The sequence below is a fragment of the Pseudoalteromonas sp. MEBiC 03485 genome (assembly GCF_004195145.1).
GTDB lineage: Bacteria > Pseudomonadota > Gammaproteobacteria > Enterobacterales > Alteromonadaceae > Pseudoalteromonas > Pseudoalteromonas apostichopi.
The window spans coordinates 3,176,053-3,195,140 of sequence record NZ_SGBT01000001.1 but is presented as its reverse complement, the minus strand read 5'-3'; the positions used below and the strand labels follow the sequence as shown (position 1 = coordinate 3,195,140).

Annotated in this window: 15 protein-coding genes; 6 read left to right on the top strand and 9 right to left on the bottom strand. The window is 39.7% G+C overall.

Annotated features, from left to right (window positions below):
• The first annotated feature begins 687 nt into the window (after positions 1-687).
• From EVU92_RS14690 to EVU92_RS14675, 4 genes are read left to right on the top strand one after another with little or no spacing between them, the layout of a single operon-like run.
• Complete coding sequence (locus EVU92_RS14690; RefSeq protein WP_130051845.1) at positions 688-2,067, top strand: MATE family efflux transporter; 1,380 nt, start codon at positions 688-690, stop codon at positions 2,065-2,067.
• Complete coding sequence (gene uvrB, locus EVU92_RS14685) at positions 2,064-4,058, top strand: excinuclease ABC subunit UvrB (protein ID WP_130051844.1); 1,995 nt, start codon at positions 2,064-2,066, stop codon at positions 4,056-4,058. Before EVU92_RS14690 ends, uvrB begins: the two co-directional genes overlap by 4 nt.
• A 5-nt stretch (positions 4,059-4,063) precedes the next feature.
• Positions 4,064-4,993 carry a class I SAM-dependent methyltransferase gene (locus EVU92_RS14680; protein WP_130051843.1) on the top strand — a complete coding sequence of 310 codons (930 nt, stop codon included), beginning with the start codon at positions 4,064-4,066 and terminating at the stop codon, positions 4,991-4,993.
• Positions 4,993-5,649, top strand: a complete 657-nt coding sequence (locus tag EVU92_RS14675; protein ID WP_130051842.1) for a tRNA (adenine(22)-N(1))-methyltransferase TrmK — start codon at positions 4,993-4,995, stop codon at positions 5,647-5,649. The genes EVU92_RS14680 and EVU92_RS14675 overlap by 1 nt, the downstream gene beginning before the upstream one ends.
• Here the strand turns inward: EVU92_RS14675 and EVU92_RS14670 are convergent, their stop codons facing one another.
• The 9 genes from EVU92_RS14670 to EVU92_RS14630 all read right to left on the bottom strand — a co-directional run bounded on the left by EVU92_RS14670 (position 5,650) and on the right by EVU92_RS14630 (position 13,547).
• Complete coding sequence (locus EVU92_RS14670) at positions 5,650-5,892, bottom strand: hypothetical protein (protein ID WP_054563649.1); 243 nt, start codon at positions 5,890-5,892, stop codon at positions 5,650-5,652.
• A gap of 69 nt (positions 5,893-5,961) precedes the next feature.
• Positions 5,962-6,849 (bottom strand): DMT family transporter, encoded by an 888-nt coding sequence (locus EVU92_RS14665; RefSeq protein ID WP_130051841.1) that lies wholly within the window; start codon positions 6,847-6,849, stop codon positions 5,962-5,964.
• A gap of 72 nt (positions 6,850-6,921) precedes the next feature.
• Positions 6,922-7,080, bottom strand: a complete 159-nt coding sequence (locus tag EVU92_RS14660) for a DUF2496 domain-containing protein (RefSeq protein WP_130051840.1) — start codon at positions 7,078-7,080, stop codon at positions 6,922-6,924.
• Positions 7,077-7,349 carry a late competence development ComFB family protein gene (locus EVU92_RS14655; RefSeq protein WP_130051839.1) on the bottom strand — a complete coding sequence of 91 codons (273 nt, stop codon included), beginning with the start codon at positions 7,347-7,349 and terminating at the stop codon, positions 7,077-7,079. The genes EVU92_RS14660 and EVU92_RS14655 overlap by 4 nt, the downstream gene beginning before the upstream one ends.
• A 46-nt stretch (positions 7,350-7,395) precedes the next feature.
• Positions 7,396-8,289 carry a histone deacetylase gene (locus tag EVU92_RS14650; RefSeq protein ID WP_205987945.1) on the bottom strand — a complete coding sequence of 298 codons (894 nt, stop codon included), beginning with the start codon at positions 8,287-8,289 and terminating at the stop codon, positions 7,396-7,398.
• Complete coding sequence (locus EVU92_RS14645) at positions 8,286-8,894, bottom strand: primosomal replication protein (RefSeq protein WP_130051837.1); 609 nt, start codon at positions 8,892-8,894, stop codon at positions 8,286-8,288. The genes EVU92_RS14650 and EVU92_RS14645 overlap by 4 nt, the downstream gene beginning before the upstream one ends.
• Positions 8,895-9,671 (bottom strand): TSUP family transporter, encoded by a 777-nt coding sequence (locus EVU92_RS14640; RefSeq protein WP_130051836.1) that lies wholly within the window; start codon positions 9,669-9,671, stop codon positions 8,895-8,897.
• Entirely contained in the window at positions 9,671-11,746 is a 2,076-nt protein-coding gene (dinG, locus tag EVU92_RS14635) for an ATP-dependent DNA helicase DinG (protein WP_130051835.1), read from the bottom strand. The genes EVU92_RS14640 and dinG overlap by 1 nt, the downstream gene beginning before the upstream one ends.
• 85 nt (positions 11,747-11,831) lie before the next feature.
• Complete coding sequence (locus EVU92_RS14630) at positions 11,832-13,547, bottom strand: tetratricopeptide repeat-containing sulfotransferase family protein (protein ID WP_130051834.1); 1,716 nt, start codon at positions 13,545-13,547, stop codon at positions 11,832-11,834.
• 68 nt (positions 13,548-13,615) lie between these two features.
• Here EVU92_RS14630 and EVU92_RS14625 point away from each other — a divergent pair, with 68 nt between their 5' ends.
• Both EVU92_RS14625 and EVU92_RS14620 read left to right on the top strand, forming a co-directional pair.
• A complete protein-coding gene (locus EVU92_RS14625) occupies positions 13,616-15,964 on the top strand; it encodes a DNA polymerase II (protein WP_130051833.1) in 2,349 nt (782 codons plus the stop codon).
• 255 nt (positions 15,965-16,219) lie between these two features.
• Positions 16,220-19,078, top strand: a complete 2,859-nt coding sequence (locus EVU92_RS14620) for a TonB-dependent receptor (RefSeq protein ID WP_130051832.1) — start codon at positions 16,220-16,222, stop codon at positions 19,076-19,078.
• Positions 19,079-19,088: the final 10 nt, after the last annotated feature.

Sequence of the window (19,088 nt, the reverse complement as noted above, 5' to 3'; positions counted from 1 at the left end):
TAAAGATTTCTCTATTCTTTGCAGAGAAACTCAAAAATGATCTGAATCCAATAGAAGTAAACTCATTTTTAGTGCTGTATTTCATATGCTTAGCATATGAAATTTTATAGAACTTTAATTGTCATACTTAAATTTATAATAGGGTAGAACAATTTTTACGCGTTCTTTTCTAGAAACTTATAAAAAGGTTAAAACAATAGGCTTTGTTACTTTTCCTATACAGAGATGAACATCCACCTTAGAAGCCTTTATATTTGCGGCTTCTAGAGAGTTATCCACGGTTTCTGTGGATAACTCTGTTTATTAAACTTTAAGAACAGCTATAGTACTAGGATTTTAGGGCGCTACAGCAATTTCAAGCATTTAATTAAGTTTTTTTATTTTATTATAAATCAATTGCTTAGTATTTTTATCTGAAGCCATGCTGAATTGATAAGTAAATTTATTCGTGACGATGAAATAGCGCGATTTGTTGTGTAAAAAAACAGCGAAAACTGCCTTTTAATTGTAACAAAGCTATTAAAGTTGTTTTTATCTTGTATTTAATGAGGGTTAGTGGTTATTTTTATGTCAAAGTGTCAAAAGTGATAGTTTTGTGTATCAATTTTGATTCTGCTAATAAAGCATAGCTTGCAAGAGAAGGATGCTTTAAACTAACAGGTTCAGAAAAAGAGGCAAAGTATCCCCATGAGCGTGAAACCGCAGAGCAAAACTAAACCTGATCTTTTAAACTCACCCATTCTGCCAACCTTAAAAAAAATGACCATTCCGATGATCTTTGGAATGATCACCCTAATGATGTTTAACCTTGTTGACACCTTCTTTATTAGTTTACTAGGCACTGAACCTCTCGCCGCTGTCAGTTTTACCTTTCCTGTTACTTTTACTGTTATTAGCCTTGCAATTGGTTTAGGTATAGGCACTTCAGCGGTTATCGCTAAAGCCCTCGGTAGTGATAAGTTAGATGAAGCTCGCTTTGATGCCAGTATGTCATTGTTGGTATCCGTTGTGATGGTGTTTAGTCTTTCTGTGATGGGCTATCTTCTGATAGACCCTATTTTTAAGTTACTTGGTGCTGGTGAATTAGTATTACCGCTTATTCATGAGTATATGAGTGTATGGTTCCTTGGCAGCGTGTTTTTAATTACACCTATGGTTGGCAACTCAGTACTTAGAGCAAGTGGTGATACCAAAACTCCGAGCATTGTTATGGGTGGAGCGGGGCTGATTAATGCTATTTTAGACCCTATGCTTATTTTTGGCTTTGGGCCTATTCCCGCATTAGGTATACAAGGCGCAGCAATTGCCAGCGTTATTGCGTGGTCGGTTGCGGTGGTTATCATTTTATATATTCTAGCAATTAAAAATGGCTTATTGAGTTTGCATGCTGGTTTGCAAACACCATTTAGCTCAATTCAAAAAATTCTTAAAATTGGTTTACCAGCGGCGGGGGCAAATATGCTTACACCAATAGCAATGGCGGTAATTACGGCATTAGTGGCTAAGCATGGTCCTGAAGCTGTAGCAGCGTTTGGTGTTGGAAGTCGAATTGAGTCTATCGCAAGTCTTGTTGTGCTTGCTTTATCGATGACTTTACCGCCATTTGTTAGTCAAAACTTTGGTGCCGGTAAGTTTGAACGTGTAAAAGAAGCCTACACTAAAACCTTAAAATTCGTGATGATTTGGCAGTTTGCTATTTATATTTTACTGCTATTAACTTCTGGCTTGATAGCTAATGTATTTGGTAAAGAGCAGGCTGTAATGGATGTTATTAAGCTGTTCATTTATATCCTACCGCTAAGTTATGGCCTACAAGGGGTAATTATTCTATCGAACTCTTCATTTAACGCATTACATAAACCGATGAATGCGCTTATTTTAAGTGTAGTACGTCTGTTTGTTTTTTACGTGCCTTTTGCTTATATCGGCAGTGAGTTTGCTGGGTTAAAAGGGTTATTTATTGGCGCGGCTATAGGTAACCTATTTACTGCGGTGGTTGCCTATAGATGGTTTATCAAAGAAGTTGATGGGTTAAGTGAGTCTTATGTGAAGGAGTGTCATTCATGAGCGACCATTTTCAGCTAGTTTCTAAATTTCAGCCAAATGGTGACCAACCAACGGCGATTGCACAGTTAAAAGACGGTCTTGAGGCTGGGCTTGCACATCAAACATTATTAGGGGCTACAGGAACGGGTAAAACCTTCACTATGGCCAATATCATTAATGATTTGAATCGGCCAACCATTATCATGGCACACAACAAAACACTTGCTGCTCAGCTTTATGGGGAAATGAAAGAGTTTTTCCCTCATAACGCGGTTGAGTATTTTGTTTCTTATTATGATTATTACCAGCCAGAAGCCTATGTTGTTGCTAGTGATACATTCATTGAAAAAGACGCGTCTATCAATGAGCATATTGAGCAAATGCGTTTAAGCGCTACTAAAGCGCTACTTGAGCGTCGTGATACGATCATTGTGGCTTCGGTGTCTGCTATTTATGGTTTGGGCGATCCAGACTCATATATGAAAATGATGCTACTGCTTAAAGTTGGAGAAACTGTCGATCAACGCGACATGCTGCGTCGTCTTGCTGAATTGCAATATACTCGAAACGATATTGAATTTAGCCGTGGTACATATCGTGTTCGTGGGGAAGTGGTTGATATATTTCCTGCAGAATCTGATACTTATGCCGTTCGTGTGGAGATGTTTGACGATGAAATAGAGCGTTTAAGTATTTTTGACCCACTTACTGGGGCTGTTGAAAAGCACATTGTACGCGCTACTATTTACCCAAAAACGCACTATGTTACGCCGCGCGAAAAAATTCTCGATGCTATTGATAAAATAAAAGATGAGCTTAAAGACCGTCGTTCTCAGCTACTTAGTGCCAATAAACTTGTAGAAGAGCAACGTATTGCTCAGCGTACTCAGTATGATATCGAAATGATGACCGAGCTTGGTTATTGCTCAGGAATCGAAAACTACTCGCGTTACTTATCTGGCAGAACGCCAGGCGATCCGCCGCCAACATTGCTTGACTATTTGCCTGATGACGCATTAATGATTATCGATGAATCGCATGTTACGGTATCGCAAATCGGTGCTATGTATAAAGGTGATAGAAGCCGTAAAGAAAATCTCGTTGAGTATGGTTTTCGCTTGCCATCGGCGTTAGATAACCGCCCACTACGCTTTGAAGAATTTGAAGCAATCGCGCCGCAAACTATTTATGTGTCAGCCACCCCAGGTGACTTTGAGCTTGAACGCTCGTCAGGGGAGGTTGCAGAACAGGTCATTCGTCCAACCGGGCTTATTGACCCAGAAATTGAAGTACGCCCAGTGGGCTCACAAGTAGATGACTTACTCTCTGAAATATACAAACGAGTTGAGGTCAACGAACGGGTATTGGTAACTACTTTAACCAAGCGTATGGCTGAAGATTTAACCGACTACCTAAATGACCATGACGTAAAAGTTCGTTATTTGCACTCAGATATCGATACCGTCGAACGGGTTGAAATTATCCGCGATTTACGTGCTGGTGTGTTTGATGTGTTAGTGGGCATTAACTTATTACGAGAAGGTCTCGACATGCCAGAGGTATCCTTAGTAGCGATACTTGATGCCGATAAAGAAGGTTTCTTACGCTCTACTCGTTCACTGATCCAAACCATAGGTCGTGCTGCACGTCACTTAAATGGTAAAGCGATTCTTTATGGTGACCGCATTACTAAATCAATGAGACAAGCCATTGATGAAACAGATCGCCGCCGTGAAAAACAACAAGCTTATAATCTTGAGCATGGTATTGAGCCGCAAGCTTTGGTTAAAAGCATCACCGATATTATGGATGTGGGCGAAGAAGCAAGCCCTAAAGACAACCTTAAATTGGTGCGTAAAGAGTCTAAACAAGTACTCAGCGCAAAAGAAATTGCCAGCCAAATTAAAGAGCTTGAAGCGAAAATGCATGCCTATGCTAGCGATCTTGAATTTGAAAAAGCGGCATCTGTGCGTGATGAAATTCACGAATTACAACAACAGTTAATTAACTAAAGATTATGACAAACGATTTTTCTGCCATTTTAAATGCTTTAGCAGAGGCTCCTCTCGCTACAAATGAATTATGCCGTGTATTTCATGGCCGTGGCCACTCCGTGGCTGAGCTTAGTCACATTAACTTAGACTTTTATCCGCCAGCACTTTTTTTAGTTTCATATGAAGAAATAGATGAACAAGTGCTTGAGCAATTAACTAATACAGTGTGGCAATGGGCGCAAGTAAACGCACCAGAGCTTGTGACTGCATTGGTTTACCAACAACGTTGTGGAATTAATACCCGAAATTCTCTTCTGTTTGGTGAATTACCACAAGAGCACCTTGTTAGTGAAAATGGTATTAAGTTTAAAGTAGATTTACTTAGTCGCCAAAATACCGGTATATTCCCTGATATGCGTCGTGGTCGTGAGTTTGTCCAAGCTAATAGTAAAAACGCAAAAGTGCTAAACTTGTTTTCTTATACTTGTGGCTTTTCTGTTGCTGCAATGCAGGGTGGTGCTGACCAAGTTATTAATATGGATATGAATAAAGGCGTGCTTAGAACGGGTAAACAAAACCATCAGTTAAATGGTTTTGCTCAAGGAGTTAGTTATTTCCCACACGATATTTTAAAGTCATTCGGCAAGTTAAAAAAATCAGCACCTTATGAATTGATCATTGTTGATCCACCGAGCTTTCAAAAAGGAAGCTTTATATTGACTAAGGATTATCAAAAAATCCTGCGTCGTTTACCTGAACTGTTAAATGAAAACACCCAATTATTGCTTTGTGCTAATAGCCCTGAGCTTTCAGAGCAGGCGTTTAAAGAGCTAATTGCTGAGCATACGCAAGGGGCTATTTGTTTTGTTGAGCGTTTAAAACCGACAGATGGCTTTGTTGAAGTAGACAGTGATCGAAGTTTAAAAGCCTTAGTCTATAAAACAGCAAATTAATGGCATTGAGTAAACGACTATCAGCCATCGTTGATGTGGTTGAATCAGGCTATGACGAAATCTGGGATTGCTGCTGCGACCACGGTTTGTTAGGAATTGAGCTTTTACAGCAAAATAAAGCACAGCTTATACATTTTGTTGATATTGTGCCTGAGTTGATGCAAGCACTAAACGACAAACTGGTGCGCTTTGCCACTAACGAGCAATGCGCTCGCTGGCAAGTTCATTGTCAGGATGTTGCGATGATTTCCCCTGATCCAAATAAACGCCATCTTGTTATTATTGCGGGTGTTGGTGGTGAGCTATTGGTGCAATTTTTAGCGAAGATTGTGGGTCATCACCCAGGTATTCATATTGACTTTATTGTTTGCCCTGTACATCACAGTTATCAAGTTCGCCGCTATTTGCAAACACTCTCATTAGGGCTCGTATCAGAACAGTTGATTTGTGAAAATAAACGCTTTTATGAAATCATAGCTATGAGTGCGTCATCATCGAAACAGGTTACTCGAGTTGGGCAGCAAATGTGGCAACTAACAAGTAAAGAGCACCAAGCCTATTTAAAGCAGTTATGTGCTCATTACCAACGCATGTTAAATCAAGACGCGGCTTATTATCAGCCAGTGCTTGATGAGTACTCAGCTTTATTATTGTAATTAAAGTTTATTAATTTCTTGTTTTACGCTGTAGCTAGAGTCAGTGACAATGGCTTCGAGCGTTTGTACACGTTCTCTTAACTCTTGTAGTTCTTTTGTCACTTCGGCAACATGTTCGTTTGCTTCTTTTGAATTCTTTAAAGTCCGTGATTTAAACTCAAGGTGTTTTTTATACATATCATAAATTACCCCAGAGCCGACTGATATCAGCACGATTAACACCACCATGGTAGTACCTGACATACTATTCTCCTTCCATATTTAGTACCTAATAGAGTATAGATTGTATTTAAAAATGCAATTTGCATTCTGTTACAAGGTGTTTCGTTTTAAAAATGGTTTTATACGGATAAAGCCTGTGACCAGCATGGTGCCAGCGATAACACAAAGTGCGCCGCCTAAGGTATTTGGCCCTATTTGTTCATCTAAAATTAAATTACCCCATACAATACCAAAGAGTGGGATTAAAAAGGTAACAGTCAACGCAGAAGTTGGGCCAATGTCATCAATCAAGCGGAAAAACAGTATATACGCCACAGCAGTACAAAGCACACCGAGAGCGACCACTCCAAGCATCACTTCATTACTTGGCATTTCTCTGGCAGGAATAACAAAAATAAGCGGTAGTACCATAATACTTGCTGCCCACATACTGCCATGAGCATTATCAAAAGCAGACAACTTTGGTGCATGTTTAGTGTAATGGGATGCTATGGCATAACTTAGTGAAGCACAAAGTGCTGCAAAGATTGCTGTAACTGCTTGGGTATCGATAGTGAGGCTATTTTGACCCACTAAAATTGCTACGCCCGTTAAACCTAATAGTAAGCCAAGCAGCATACTTTTAGTGGGTTTAGTTTTACTCCAAATAATACCAACAATCACGCCCCAAATTGGGGTTGTTGAGTTTAGTATTGATAAGGTTGATGCATTGATTGTTTGTGCTGCATAGGCAAACAGTAAAAAGGGGATAGCGGAATTAAGTGCGCCAATAATAAAAAAGTGTTTTTTATGTGTCGTGAAAGCGAGTGTCTTTCGTAAGTATAAAGCAAAAATAAAGAGTGTTATTGCTGCAAAGCCAACTCTTAGCTCTATTAATACCGCAGGGCCTAAGCTATTAGCTGCCATACGCATAAATAAGAAGGAAGCGCCCCAAATAGCAGCAAGGATGAATAAGCGCAAAAAACTTGGCAATGACATGGTGTTACATTCTTTAATTATAAAACCTGAGCATAACAAATTTATGCCCTAATACTCGCCATTTTCGGACTATTAATTAGTTGATTTTGAGAGTTTCTTTTCGAAGTCAGATTTTACGATTTCTAGTGCGGCTAATACATCTTCAGCAGGTACGTCGTTTTGCTCTAAGAGCATAATTAGGTCAACAGCAATCTTTATATAGTCAGGCGCATGCTCTAACTCACTACTCATGATTGTAGTTCCTTTTTCTTAGCAACTTGACTGATTGCCACATCGATTGCCGTTTGTACTTGCTGCTCCATTTTTATACGCTCTGTTTGCGGTAAATAAAATTCCATATCAACATCATAGCGTATGTAGCGGGCAGGGAGTTGATTTAATACAGTGCAGCATAAATCTGCCATAACATCATCACTGTAGGTCGTTTCTAAGTTACGTTTTGTGATGTCTTCGACAACCAGTTTTTCATAGTAGTTGTGAATGTCGTCATGCAATTTCATACAAAGTGAACCCAATTAAAAAGTCACTTTAAGTGTATACCAAGCTTTAAAATAAATCGACAGCAGCCCTAAAAAGCTGACCATGAACATCAACCAAACGGCTTACATTTCGCTGATAGCCACCGCCCATGACTGCAAAGACAGGGATTTTTGCTTCTTTCGCTTGGTTTAATACAAAATAATCACGTTGATACACTCCCTCCATACTGACTTGAAAGTGTCCTAATTCGTCATTCGTTGCAATGTCTGCGCCGGCGTTGTACAAAATGATATCTGGCTGGTGGAGTCTCATCGTTAAGGCTAATGCTTGTTTCACTGTTTCCAAGTATTCAGTATCTTTTGTGCCATGCTCTAGGGAAAAGTCGTAGTTTGATTGCTGTTTAATTCGCGGGAAGTTTTGTTGACAATGAATTGAGCAGCTAATGATCTGAGGGTGCGCTTGTGTTACTTCAGCGGTACCGTCACCTTGGTGAACGTCGCAGTCAAAGATTAACACGGTGTCGGCTTGATCTGTATTAATTAAATGCGCAGCTGCTATCGCTAAGTCATTGAAAATACAAAAGCCACTGCCATAGCCTGTAAATGCATGGTGATAACCACCACTTAGGTTAAAAGCTGCACCATGTTGCAAGGCATACTCTGCGCCATGAATACTCGCCCCTACAGAATAAAGTGTTCGTTCAACTAATTCATGTGACCAAGGGAAGCCCATTTTTTTTATCTCTTTTGTATCAAGGCTGCCAGTTAAAAAAGCATCGACATAATCTTGGTCATGGCACAGAGCAAGCTGTGCTCGAGTGGCTTGTTGTGGGGTAATGAAATGCTGCTCATCAATAAAGCCGCTGATAAGTTGTTTCAACAAGCGATATTTATCAATCGGGAAGCGATGACGCTCAGGTAAAGCTAACGCTGAATAACTTGGATGATAGTAAAACATTATCTGAGCTGCTGTTTTTCGACCTGTTGAATTTTGTCTTCAGTGGCTGAAATTGCCTTACGGCAACGGCCCAACCTAGCATGCAATGCAAGTATTTCTTTATTGATTTCGGCTGCTTGCTGCGTATTTGCAGCTTCGAGCTTAAGTTTTCGCTCTTCAATCATCAAAACTAAGCGGCGCTCAAACTCGTGATTTTGCTTTAGTTCATCATACAGTTCATGTGACGACTGCATGATTTTTTTTACTGCTTGTTTATAAACTTGTGGCTTTGTTTTTGGTTTAAAACTGTACTTATTTTCTTTAGCCCATACAGGGGTTGATTTGATCACATTGAATACAGCTTCTACCTGAAGGGCAATTCGTTCAAGAGCATATTGGTATGCGTGACGATGCTCAGCAGGTGGCAGGCTGTTAAGCTCATCTTCGATTTCTATGACATAATCTGCCAGCTTCATACTTTTTGTGCTAAATACTGCTTTATCAAATAAACTTGGTTGGGCTTGCATATAACGATTTTTCGCAAACAAATTACCCTTATCAAATTGTGTAGCTAATTGCTTTAGCCTTTCAATTTGTGAACGCAGTTTATCAAAAGCAGTCGATTGCATTTATAAATAAGCCTCATAGATTAACTTTAATGCTAAAACAATAACCACAGTGTTAAACACGGGGCGGATCATTTTACTGCCAAACTTAATTGCCGAATGCGCACCTAACCATGCACCTAGCATCAAGAAAAAGCCCATCGTGATACCAAGTATAAAGTTCACATGCCCTAACGCAACAAAGGTGATCAAAGAAATAAAATTTGAAACGAAGTTCATCGAGCGAGCAAGCCCACAGTTAAGTAACAAGCTCATCTTATATAATAGGCTATTTGAAGCAGTCCAAAACGTACCAGTCCCTGGGCCTGCTAAACCATCAAAAAAGCCTAGTCCAAGCCCTTGCAGCCACTGTTTAATTTTAGTTTTGCCATCAAGTTCTGGTAATTCGTTATGCTCGGTAGTACTCAAACTGCCAAATAAGCTGTAACAAGCTACTAGAATAATTACCACTGGCAATAATTTATTCAGAAATTCAATACTTAAGTAATCAACCACCAGGGTACCTATAAGCGCACCTATGGCTGTTGCTAGGATTGACGCGGCCCAAAATCGAGGGTTGAATAACTTTTTACGAAAATAGGTCACGCTGGCTGTTAATGAGCCAAAACTTGCTGCAAGTTTATTTGTGCCTAATGTGAGATGGGGAGGTAAGCCCGCAGTTAATAGCGCCGGCACAGTTAACATGCCGCCACCGCCTGCGATAGCATCAATAAAGCCAGCTGCCAGCGCCACTGCGCATAATAGTGCCCATGTTGTTGGGTCTAAAGCTAATTCAAACATTAATAATCAATTTGTCTTTTAAAGGGTGGCAAGGTATCGAGCATGGCTTTGCCATATCGCTTGGTCACTAATCGGCGATCAAGAATAGTAATACGACCCTGATCATTTTCTTTACGAAGCAGTCTACCACAGCTTTGTACTAATTTCTTTGCAGCATCAGGAACGGTTATCGAAAGAAACGGGTTGCCACCTTTACTTTGTACAAACTCAGCCTGCGCTTCTTCTATTGGGGAGGTCGGCACCGCAAATGGAATCTTTGTTATAACTAAGTTTTCTAAGTATTTACCCGGTAAATCAAGACCCTCTGACAGGCTTTGAGTGCCAAATAAATAACTAGCACGGCCTAAATCTACATTCGCTTTATGCTTTTTCAAAAGTGCCTCACGCGACATTTCACCTTGCACTAATACATCAATCCCTTTACTTCTCAACGCTTTGACGACATGGTCCATTTGCCAATAAGAGGCAAATAACACTAAATTAGCTTTTTTATCGTTAAGGAATTTAGGTAACTGTTCAGCTAAGTGGTCGCTAAAGGCTTTCTCTGTAGGCTCAATATGACTTGCAGGAATATGCAGCGTGGCTTGTTTTGGATAATCAAACGGAGAAGGAACTTTAATGTATTTGACACCTTCTTCTTTGGCAAGGCCACATTCATATGCAAAGTGATCAAATGAGCCAAGTGCCGTTAATGTCGCTGAACACAGAACAGCACCTGCACATTGGTTCCATAATTTATCTTTTAAGTAATAGCCAACTTCAATAGGGCAATCACTGAGTAAATGATCGTGATGGTTCTTATACTCTAGGCGTTTTATCCACCTGGCATGGGGAATACCTTCACCTTTTGTAGCGTAACTAAACCATAGCTTGTTTAATAACTCTAGGCGATTAATGTACTGGCCACTTTCAGCCAATATTGGATCGGCCACATAAGGTTTAATATCGCCATCACTCACGTCTTGCACTAGGGTGTCGTGCATCTTGTTAAGTGCTCTTAGTGCATCAAGGGTGGCATCGCTAATATCTTTTGCTTTAGCATGCAAAGCCGCTGGAATCTCACCATGCTCAAAGCGATAGGTATCATCACTATTGTAGTTAAAGTCGGCATTATCAAGAATGTCACGGACTACTTTTAGGTTTTTGCCCGCATCATTGATGCTGTCACTGAGTTTAAAATTTTGCCCAATCGCTTTTTGACCCACCAGTACATTCGCCATTTTCCCTGCGAATTTAACAAGCTTGTCGAGCCAGTCGATGGTGCCTTTGATTGTTGCCGCAGCAGATGAGAAGTCTCGAGTGATGTGCGCTAAGTGATGGGCTTCATCAATAACATAAATAGTATCGTCAGGTTCAGGTAGAATCTTACCACCACCCAAATCAAGATCAGCTAGTAACAAAGAATGGTTGATCACTAGCACATCCATTTGCATAAGACGCTGACGCGCCATATGGAAAGGGCAGAGCTGATGAGCGCGCATTTGTCGTTGGCATGAGTGTTTATCACAGGCAATTAAATTCCAAACTTTATCCGGAATAGTATCAGCCCAACTATCGCGATCGCCTTGCCATTGTTTGTTTGAATAAGCATCATAAAGTTGCTTTAAGCACTTGGTTTCCATATCTGAAAGTGGTGATGACAGGGTTGGCATAAACTCCATTTGCGTTTGGCTGTCGCCATTAACTGCAGCACTAAGTTTTTGTGCACAGATATAACGCTGACGACCTTTAACTAAATCAAATTTAATATCTAACCCAGAGTGCTCTTTAAAAAACGGCAGTTCTTTACTAATTAACTGTTCTTGTAGGGCAACAGTTGCCGTCGAAATCACTAATTTCTTTTTTTTGGCCATCGCCAATGGTAATGCACCTAAACAATAAGCGAGTGACTTACCGGTCCCTGTGCCAGCTTCAATGACACAGATACGTTGACTTTTGTGATACTCACCGGCAAGGGTTTTTGCTATCTCGGCAACTAAATAGTTTTGACTGCTTCTAGGGCGGTAGTCAGTAAGGTTATCAGCAACATGCTTATGAATTTGCCGAATTGTTTTTTTTAAAGAGTCAGATAGCATGCCCAGAAAACCTAAAGTATGTATATAATTACAGTAATGAATTTTAGAGATTTAACAGGGCAACTACAAGCGACTTGTTCGATTATTATTTTATTAGCTTTAATAGAGGTTCAAGATGAACCTGATAATTAGACCATTCTGTTAATGCATCTTTGTAAATGGGTTGCCTCACTTGTTCTGAACTTGGTGTCATAATTGGGCGTTTGTGATTATAAAAACTCATGCAGCTTTCATGCATTTCTAAATCGCAGTAAGTTAGTAACTCACTCACGGTGTTGGAAAAATCATTAACAAGATTTTGATAGTCGACTTTAAATATTTCGTCAGGATATAAGCAATGCCAGTGCGACATTAAATCAGTGTAATCATTTATATATTCTGCAAGAGATGTAAAGTCGTAGCTATAGGCGTGACCCTCAGAGAAAGAGTGTTTGTATAAACTCCACGCAGTTGCGGCTTTATCTCTCGTTACTTCGAGTATCTTCGCATTTGGGAAGAGCGTTTTAATTAACGCGATATGATGAAAGTTCACTGGTTGCTTATCGATAAATATATTGTTTTTTCCACGTAAAGGAGCAATAAATTTTAGGTATCTATCAGCGTAGTGTGCTTTATCTTTATCAGTTAGCTTATCAAGGCCATAAGGAACATCTGAGAGTTTTTTACTTTCTAACTCTCGAGCGATTGCATTTATTTCTGTGAGCTCGTAACTTGCATCAACATCAGGGTGACTTGCTAAAATTTGCTCAACTAAGGTAGAGCCACTTCGCGGTAAGCTGACGATAAAAATCAGCTGTAGCGATTCATTAGATGTAAGATTATTAATAGATCTTTGAGTTAAATATTTTTTACAACGAAAAGTAAAGTTGCTTGGCTTGTATGGTGTTAGTGCTTTTTGAATTTTGTTTGCTTTTTCTAATGTCTTAAATGAGAGTTCGTAGTTGTGGCATTGTTCATAGGCTTTGGCGAGAGCAAAGTAAAGTTGAGCACTGTTGAGGTTTTGAACAGCAGATTGTGTTTGTTCTACTAAACTGTCTATATCCCTATTATTAAATGTATATGTTTTTAAATTAGCTAAATTCCAATAGGCCTCACCTAGTCTGTTATCTAGTTGGAGTGCTTGTTTATAGTGCGTTATAGCAAGTTCAGTATCACCTTTGATTTTTTCTATGTTACCAAGTCGAAGGTGGCAATGGGCTGCGTAATAGTTTGCATCGAGTAACTTGTTATAGATGGCCTTTGCTTTATCAAATTGCATCATTTTTACATGAGCGATAGCAATTAAACTCTCAATAAATAAAGTAGGAGAGGGGATCGATGTGCGATAAAATGTGAGTAACTCTTCAAATTGCTTGGTATTGAGTAAGGCTTGGCAGTAGTTTACTAGGACTGCTTGTTTTTGCGAGTTGTTCTCGAGGTTATGTTTTGATATGTCCAAGTACGCTTTGCTATCTCCCACCTTTAGTGCGATATCAGCCAGCGTTTGAAGTGCTCTATACTCATTAGGCACGAGTTGTAGTAGTTGCTTAGTGATTTGCTCTGCTTGGCGAGGGTTATGGTTATTTAACTGTTGTTTAGCCGTTTCTAATTGTTTGTTAAACCAAAAAATCATCTCATATTGTTTTAAAGCACTTTGCTGTTGTTCGTGCTCTTGCAGCATTTTGTGAGTTTCAGCGAGTAATGCCCAGCCATCATGATATTCAGGGTGTTGTTTGAGTATGTCTAGCAACAAAGCTTTAGCCTTATGTGGTTCAGTAGCAACGAGTGTTTTTGCGCTTTTAATTGCATTAATTGGGCTCATAATTGGCTCTTATAATTTTTTATAGTTAGGGTGTACTATACCTCTACCGTGATAGATATTTGAAGTAAATGGTTACAGATACAGGTTTTATCCTTTCAAAAGAGGCCTTCGATAGCTCAACAGGGGTTACTTTTGTGTTTTGGTTGTGGTGTAAACACGGCCCATTAAAAGTGCTCGTTGAACAGCAAGAAGTGGTGTTTTTCATCCCTGACAATCAAGTGTCTGCTGCAGAAAGGCTTTTGCAAAGTCAAAACATTTATGTTCGTTTTGCAGATGCAAAATTAAAAAACTTTCAAAATCAATCGGTGATCTGTTGTTATTTTAATTCATTAAAAGACTATTACCGTGCCATCAAAATTTTAAAAAGTTCACAAATAGTGACGTTTGAAGATGATGTTAGGCCAATTGATAGATTTTTGATGGAACGTTTTATAAAAGGCTCTGTATGGGTTAAAGGTGAAATTCATACACGAAACGATTTTAGACTGCTAAAGAAAGCAAAATTAAAACCAAACAATGAATTTAAACCTAATTTTAAGCTCGTTTCTATTGATATAGAGTGTAATGGTGATGGCGTACTATTTTCTATTGGCTTAGTCGGAGACGGCATAGACAAAGTGTTAATGATAGGACGCCCAGAACCTACTGCCGAATTAGATTATCAAATTAACTGGTGTGAAGATGAAATTGACCTGCTTTCTCAGTTTGAGACTGAAATTCAGCGAATTGACCCAGATGTATTGATTGGCTGGAACGTTATTGAATTTGACTTTAGTGTACTTCATGCAAGGGCTGAGGCACTAGGTATTTCACTAAAGCTTGGGCGTAATAAAGAAAAAATGCGTTTGCGTGAGGGAAACTTTACCCGCATTACAATACCTGGTCGCGTTGTGGTTGATGGTATTGATACCTTAAAAAATGCCACTTATCATTACGACAGTTTTAGCCTTGCCAATGTAGCAAGCATCGAACTTGGCGAAGAAAAGCTGATTAGCACTGATAATCGCCTTGAAGAGATTATTCGTCAGTTTAATGAAGAGAAGCTTTCGCTTGCTAACTACAACAGACAAGATTGTATATTGGTACTACGCATCTTTGAGAAGCTTAAACTGCTCGACTTTGCGGTTGTAAGAAGCCAGCTCACAGGCCTCGAATTAGAGAGAATGGGGGGTTCAGTTGCTGCCTTTACTAATCTCTATTTACCACTGTTACATAGAAGTGGCTATGTTGCCCCGAATTTAGGAGATCACGGGCTAAGCTTTGACAGCCCAGGTGGTTATGTTATGTCATCGCAGCCAGGCTTGTATCAGAATATACTTGTGCTTGATTATAAAAGCTTATATCCATCGATCATGAGGACCTTTTGTATAGATCCTCTTGGGCTTATAGAGGGATTAAAAAAGCCAGATAATGCAATCGAAGGATTTAACCAAGCACAGTTTTCACGCACTGAACACCACCTGCCTGAACTGATCCGTGAACTTGCAGCGACAAGACAAATAGCCAAAGACAAAGATCAGCCTATGCTCTCACAGGCGATTAAAATCATTATGAATAGTTTATATGGTGTACTTGGTTCAAAAGGTTGTCGCTTTTATGATCCTCGATTGTCTAGCTCTATCACTTTACGTGGTCATGAAATTATGCAAACCACCAAGCAGTGGATAGAAGAGTGGGGCTACGAAGTCATTTATGGTGATACAGATTCGACCTTTGTAAGGCTTGATGATGATCTAAATTCGCATGACTGTAATGAAATCGGTACGAAACTGGCAAAAAAAATTAACAAATGTTGGCAAATTAAATTATTACAAGATTATAAAATAGACAGTTTCTTGGAAATTGAGTTCGAAACCCACTATAGCCCATTTTTTATGCCTACAATTAGAGGAAAAACAACAGGTTCTAAAAAGCGCTATGTAGGAAAAGTTGAAAAAAATGGCGCTTCAAAATTAGTCTTTAAAGGCATGGAAACTGTGAGAAGTGATTGGACAGAGCTTGCTCATAAGTTTCAGACAGAATTATTTGAGATTTTATTTTCAGAAAATTACAGTCCACAATTAATAGTGCAAGCCTTTGATAGGTATGTTAAAAAACTCTATGCGGGTGAGTTTGATTCAAGCCTTATCTATCGTAAGCGTTTAGGTCAGCATTTAACTGATTATCAAAAAAACATCCCTCCCCATGTAAAAGCTGCGAAACAGCATTTAGCTGACAATCCCCACCTGGCGTTTCAGCGTGGTCAAATAATTGAATACGTTTACACCCCTAGTGGTGCAGAGTACTACATAGGTGAGCATAATTATGATTATAGCATTTATGTTAATAAACAATTGCTGCCAATAGCTGAAATGATTGTTGTTGATTTGGGTACTATAGTTTCATCTCTAAGTGACCGTCAAATACAGCTTTTTTAAAAAAATTAACATTTTTTTGATTCTTTATTGCGATGAATGATCAAGTGGACAGGTTTAAATGCTTATTTGGGTGTTTTTTGTTCACAAAAACAGAAAAAGTAAACTTTTTGCTGCTTCATTAAAAAATTGTAAATAAAGAGCTGGATATTTTGTTTTATTTGTTTATTATTTGTTTGTCGCAGTCCTGATGCGATACAAATAATAAACAAGCTTATGCTAAATATAGCCACAACATAGTGGTCCAGGGAGAATCAAATGTTAAATAATAAAGTTTCAAAAGCAGTTCGCTTAGCGCTTGCTTTTGGTACAGCTTCAACAGCTGCGTTTTCTGTAAACTCTTATGCTGCCGAAGAAGAAGCAGTAGAAAAAGTTGAACGTATTGAAGTTACAGGTTCACGTATCAAACGTACTGATATTGAGACTGCAAGCCCAGTACAAGTTACAACAGCTGAAGATATCGAAGTTGCTGGTTTTACTCGTGTTGAAGACATGATGAACAGCTTGCCTCAACTTGAAGCTTCAAGTACTGCATTCCAATCAAATGGTGCTTCTGGTACTGCTACTCTTGATTTACGTGGTATGGGCTCACAACGTACCTTAGTACTTATCAATGGTCGTCGTATGCAAGCAGGTGGTATCTATAGCCAATCTGCAGATATCAACCAAATCCCAGCAGCACTTATCAAACGTGTTGATGTTATGACTGGTGGTGGTTCATCAACTTATGGTGCTGACGCAGTAGCGGGTGTTGTAAACTTCGTAATGGACGATCAATTCGAAGGTTTCGAAGTAAACTTAGGCTCAACAGCTTATCAACATGATAACGATAACGAGTACATCCAAGGTTTAATGGATGAAAAAGGTTTTGAATACGAAAGCGGTAACACTGGTTTTGATGGTTCATCGTTTGATTTCTCTGCTACGCTAGGTGGTTCATTCGATAGCGGTAAAGGTCATGCTGTAGGTTATTTTACTTACAACAAACAAAACGAATTACGTCAAGGTTCACGTGATTACTCATCTTGTGCATTATCTTCTACAGGTACTTCATGTGGTGGTTCTGGTAACGCAGTTGTTCCTAACTTCTATATCGCTGGTGTTACAGATGCTGGTGGCTTCAATTGGGATGATTACGATTACTGGACACTAGGTACTGATAGCAGCTTCATTCCTTCAAGCGGCAACCTATATAACTATGCGCCAGTTAACCACTTTATGCGTCCAGATGAACGTCATACACTTGGTTTATTTGCTAACTATGAAGTAAATGATAACTTCCACCCGTTCATTGAAGCTATGTTCATGCGTGACCGTACTTCTGCACAAATCGCAGAATCTGGTACGTTCTTCAACGAAAATTATGTAATGGATTATGATAGCCCATTACTAACTGATGCACAGCGTCAAAACCTAACTGACCGTTTCGGTTTAACTTCAGGTGACCAATTTGCAACTTACATCGGTAAACGTAACGTTGAAGGTGGTCCTCGTGTTAACCAACTTGAGCATAGCTCATTCCGTTTAGTATTAGGTAGTAAAGGTGAAATTAGTGACCTTTGGTCATATGAAGCGTTCATGCAATATGGTTCAACTTCTTCATCTTCTGCATACGAAAATGACTTCTTCGGTCCACGTATCAGTACAGCTCTTTCTGCAAATGGTGAAGATTGTGCGGCAACTTCAGGTTGTATTCCTTATGAAGTATTTACTTACCAAGGTGTTTCAGCTGAAGCAGCTGGTGCACTAACAGGTACTGCGATCCTTAACGGTGTAACAGAACAGTTTATCGTAAGTGGTTTCGTAACAGGTGAATTTGAATTTGGTCTACCTTCTTCTGATTACCCAATTGCAGCAGTATTTGGTGCTGAGTACCGCGAAGAGACATTCGGCCGTACAGCGGATGAAGTTTACGCGCAAGGTCTACTACTTGGTCAAGGTGGTCCAACTAAGAGCCTTAACGGTGAGTACGATGTAACAGAATTCTTCGGTGAGTTAAGCTTACCAATCGTTGAAGGCATCACTGGTGTTGAAAGCCTATTAATCGACTTAGGCTATCGTTGGTCTGATTACAGCACTTCAGGTTCAGAGCCTACTTATAAAGTAGCAATGAACTGGGATGTAACTGAAAACTGGAAAATCCGTTCAAGCTACAACCGTGCAGTACGTTCAGCAAACAATGGTGAATTATTTGCTCAACAAAGCCGTGGCTTATGGGGTGGTGTAGATCCATGTGCGACTGCAACTCCAGAACTTAGCCAATCAGCTTGTGCAAACACAGGTGTTTCAGCTTCTCAGTATGGTAGCATCGGTAAGAGCCCTGCGGATCAGTACAACGGTTTCTTCGGTGGTAACCCAGAACTTCGTCCTGAAATTGCAGACACAATCACCCTAGGTGTTGTTGGTAACCCATTTGAAGATTTCAACTTCTCAATCGACTACTGGGATATCGACCTTGAAGACGCAATCGGTGCAATTGACCCTGAGTTAATCGTTCGTCAATGTGGTCTAACAGGCGATGCACAGTTCTGTGATAAGATTGAACGTACACCTGGTAGCGGTAGCTTATGGGTTGGTTCTGGTCAAGTTGTTGCAACTAACACTAACTTAGGTAACATTCACTTTGAAGGTATCGATTTAAGTGCTAACTACGACATGGAAATTGGCGGTGGTACACTTTCGACTAGCCTAATCGGTACTTACATGATGACTAAAGAATATGAAGATATTCCAGGTGTAAGTGAACCGTATGATTGTGTTGATACACTAGACAATGGCTGTTTCCCACAACCAGAATGGCGTCATGTTCTTAGCGCAAGCTACGACACTGGCAGCTGGTGGAAAGCGACAGCTAAATGGCGCTTCTTTAGTGGCGTGAATGATTACACTGGTTCTGACACATTAGTTCAAGACGGTATCGGTTCACAAAGCTACCTTGACCTTAAGGGTTCATTCACAATCAATGATTACACTCGTGTTCTTGTTGGTGTGAATAACGTATTAGATAGAGAGCCACCATTAGTAGGCGGTACATTATCTACAAATGGTAACGCAGTAGCTGGTTACTACGACACACTTGGTCGTTACTTCCACGCAAGCGTTTCATTAAAATTCTAATTTGAATTAA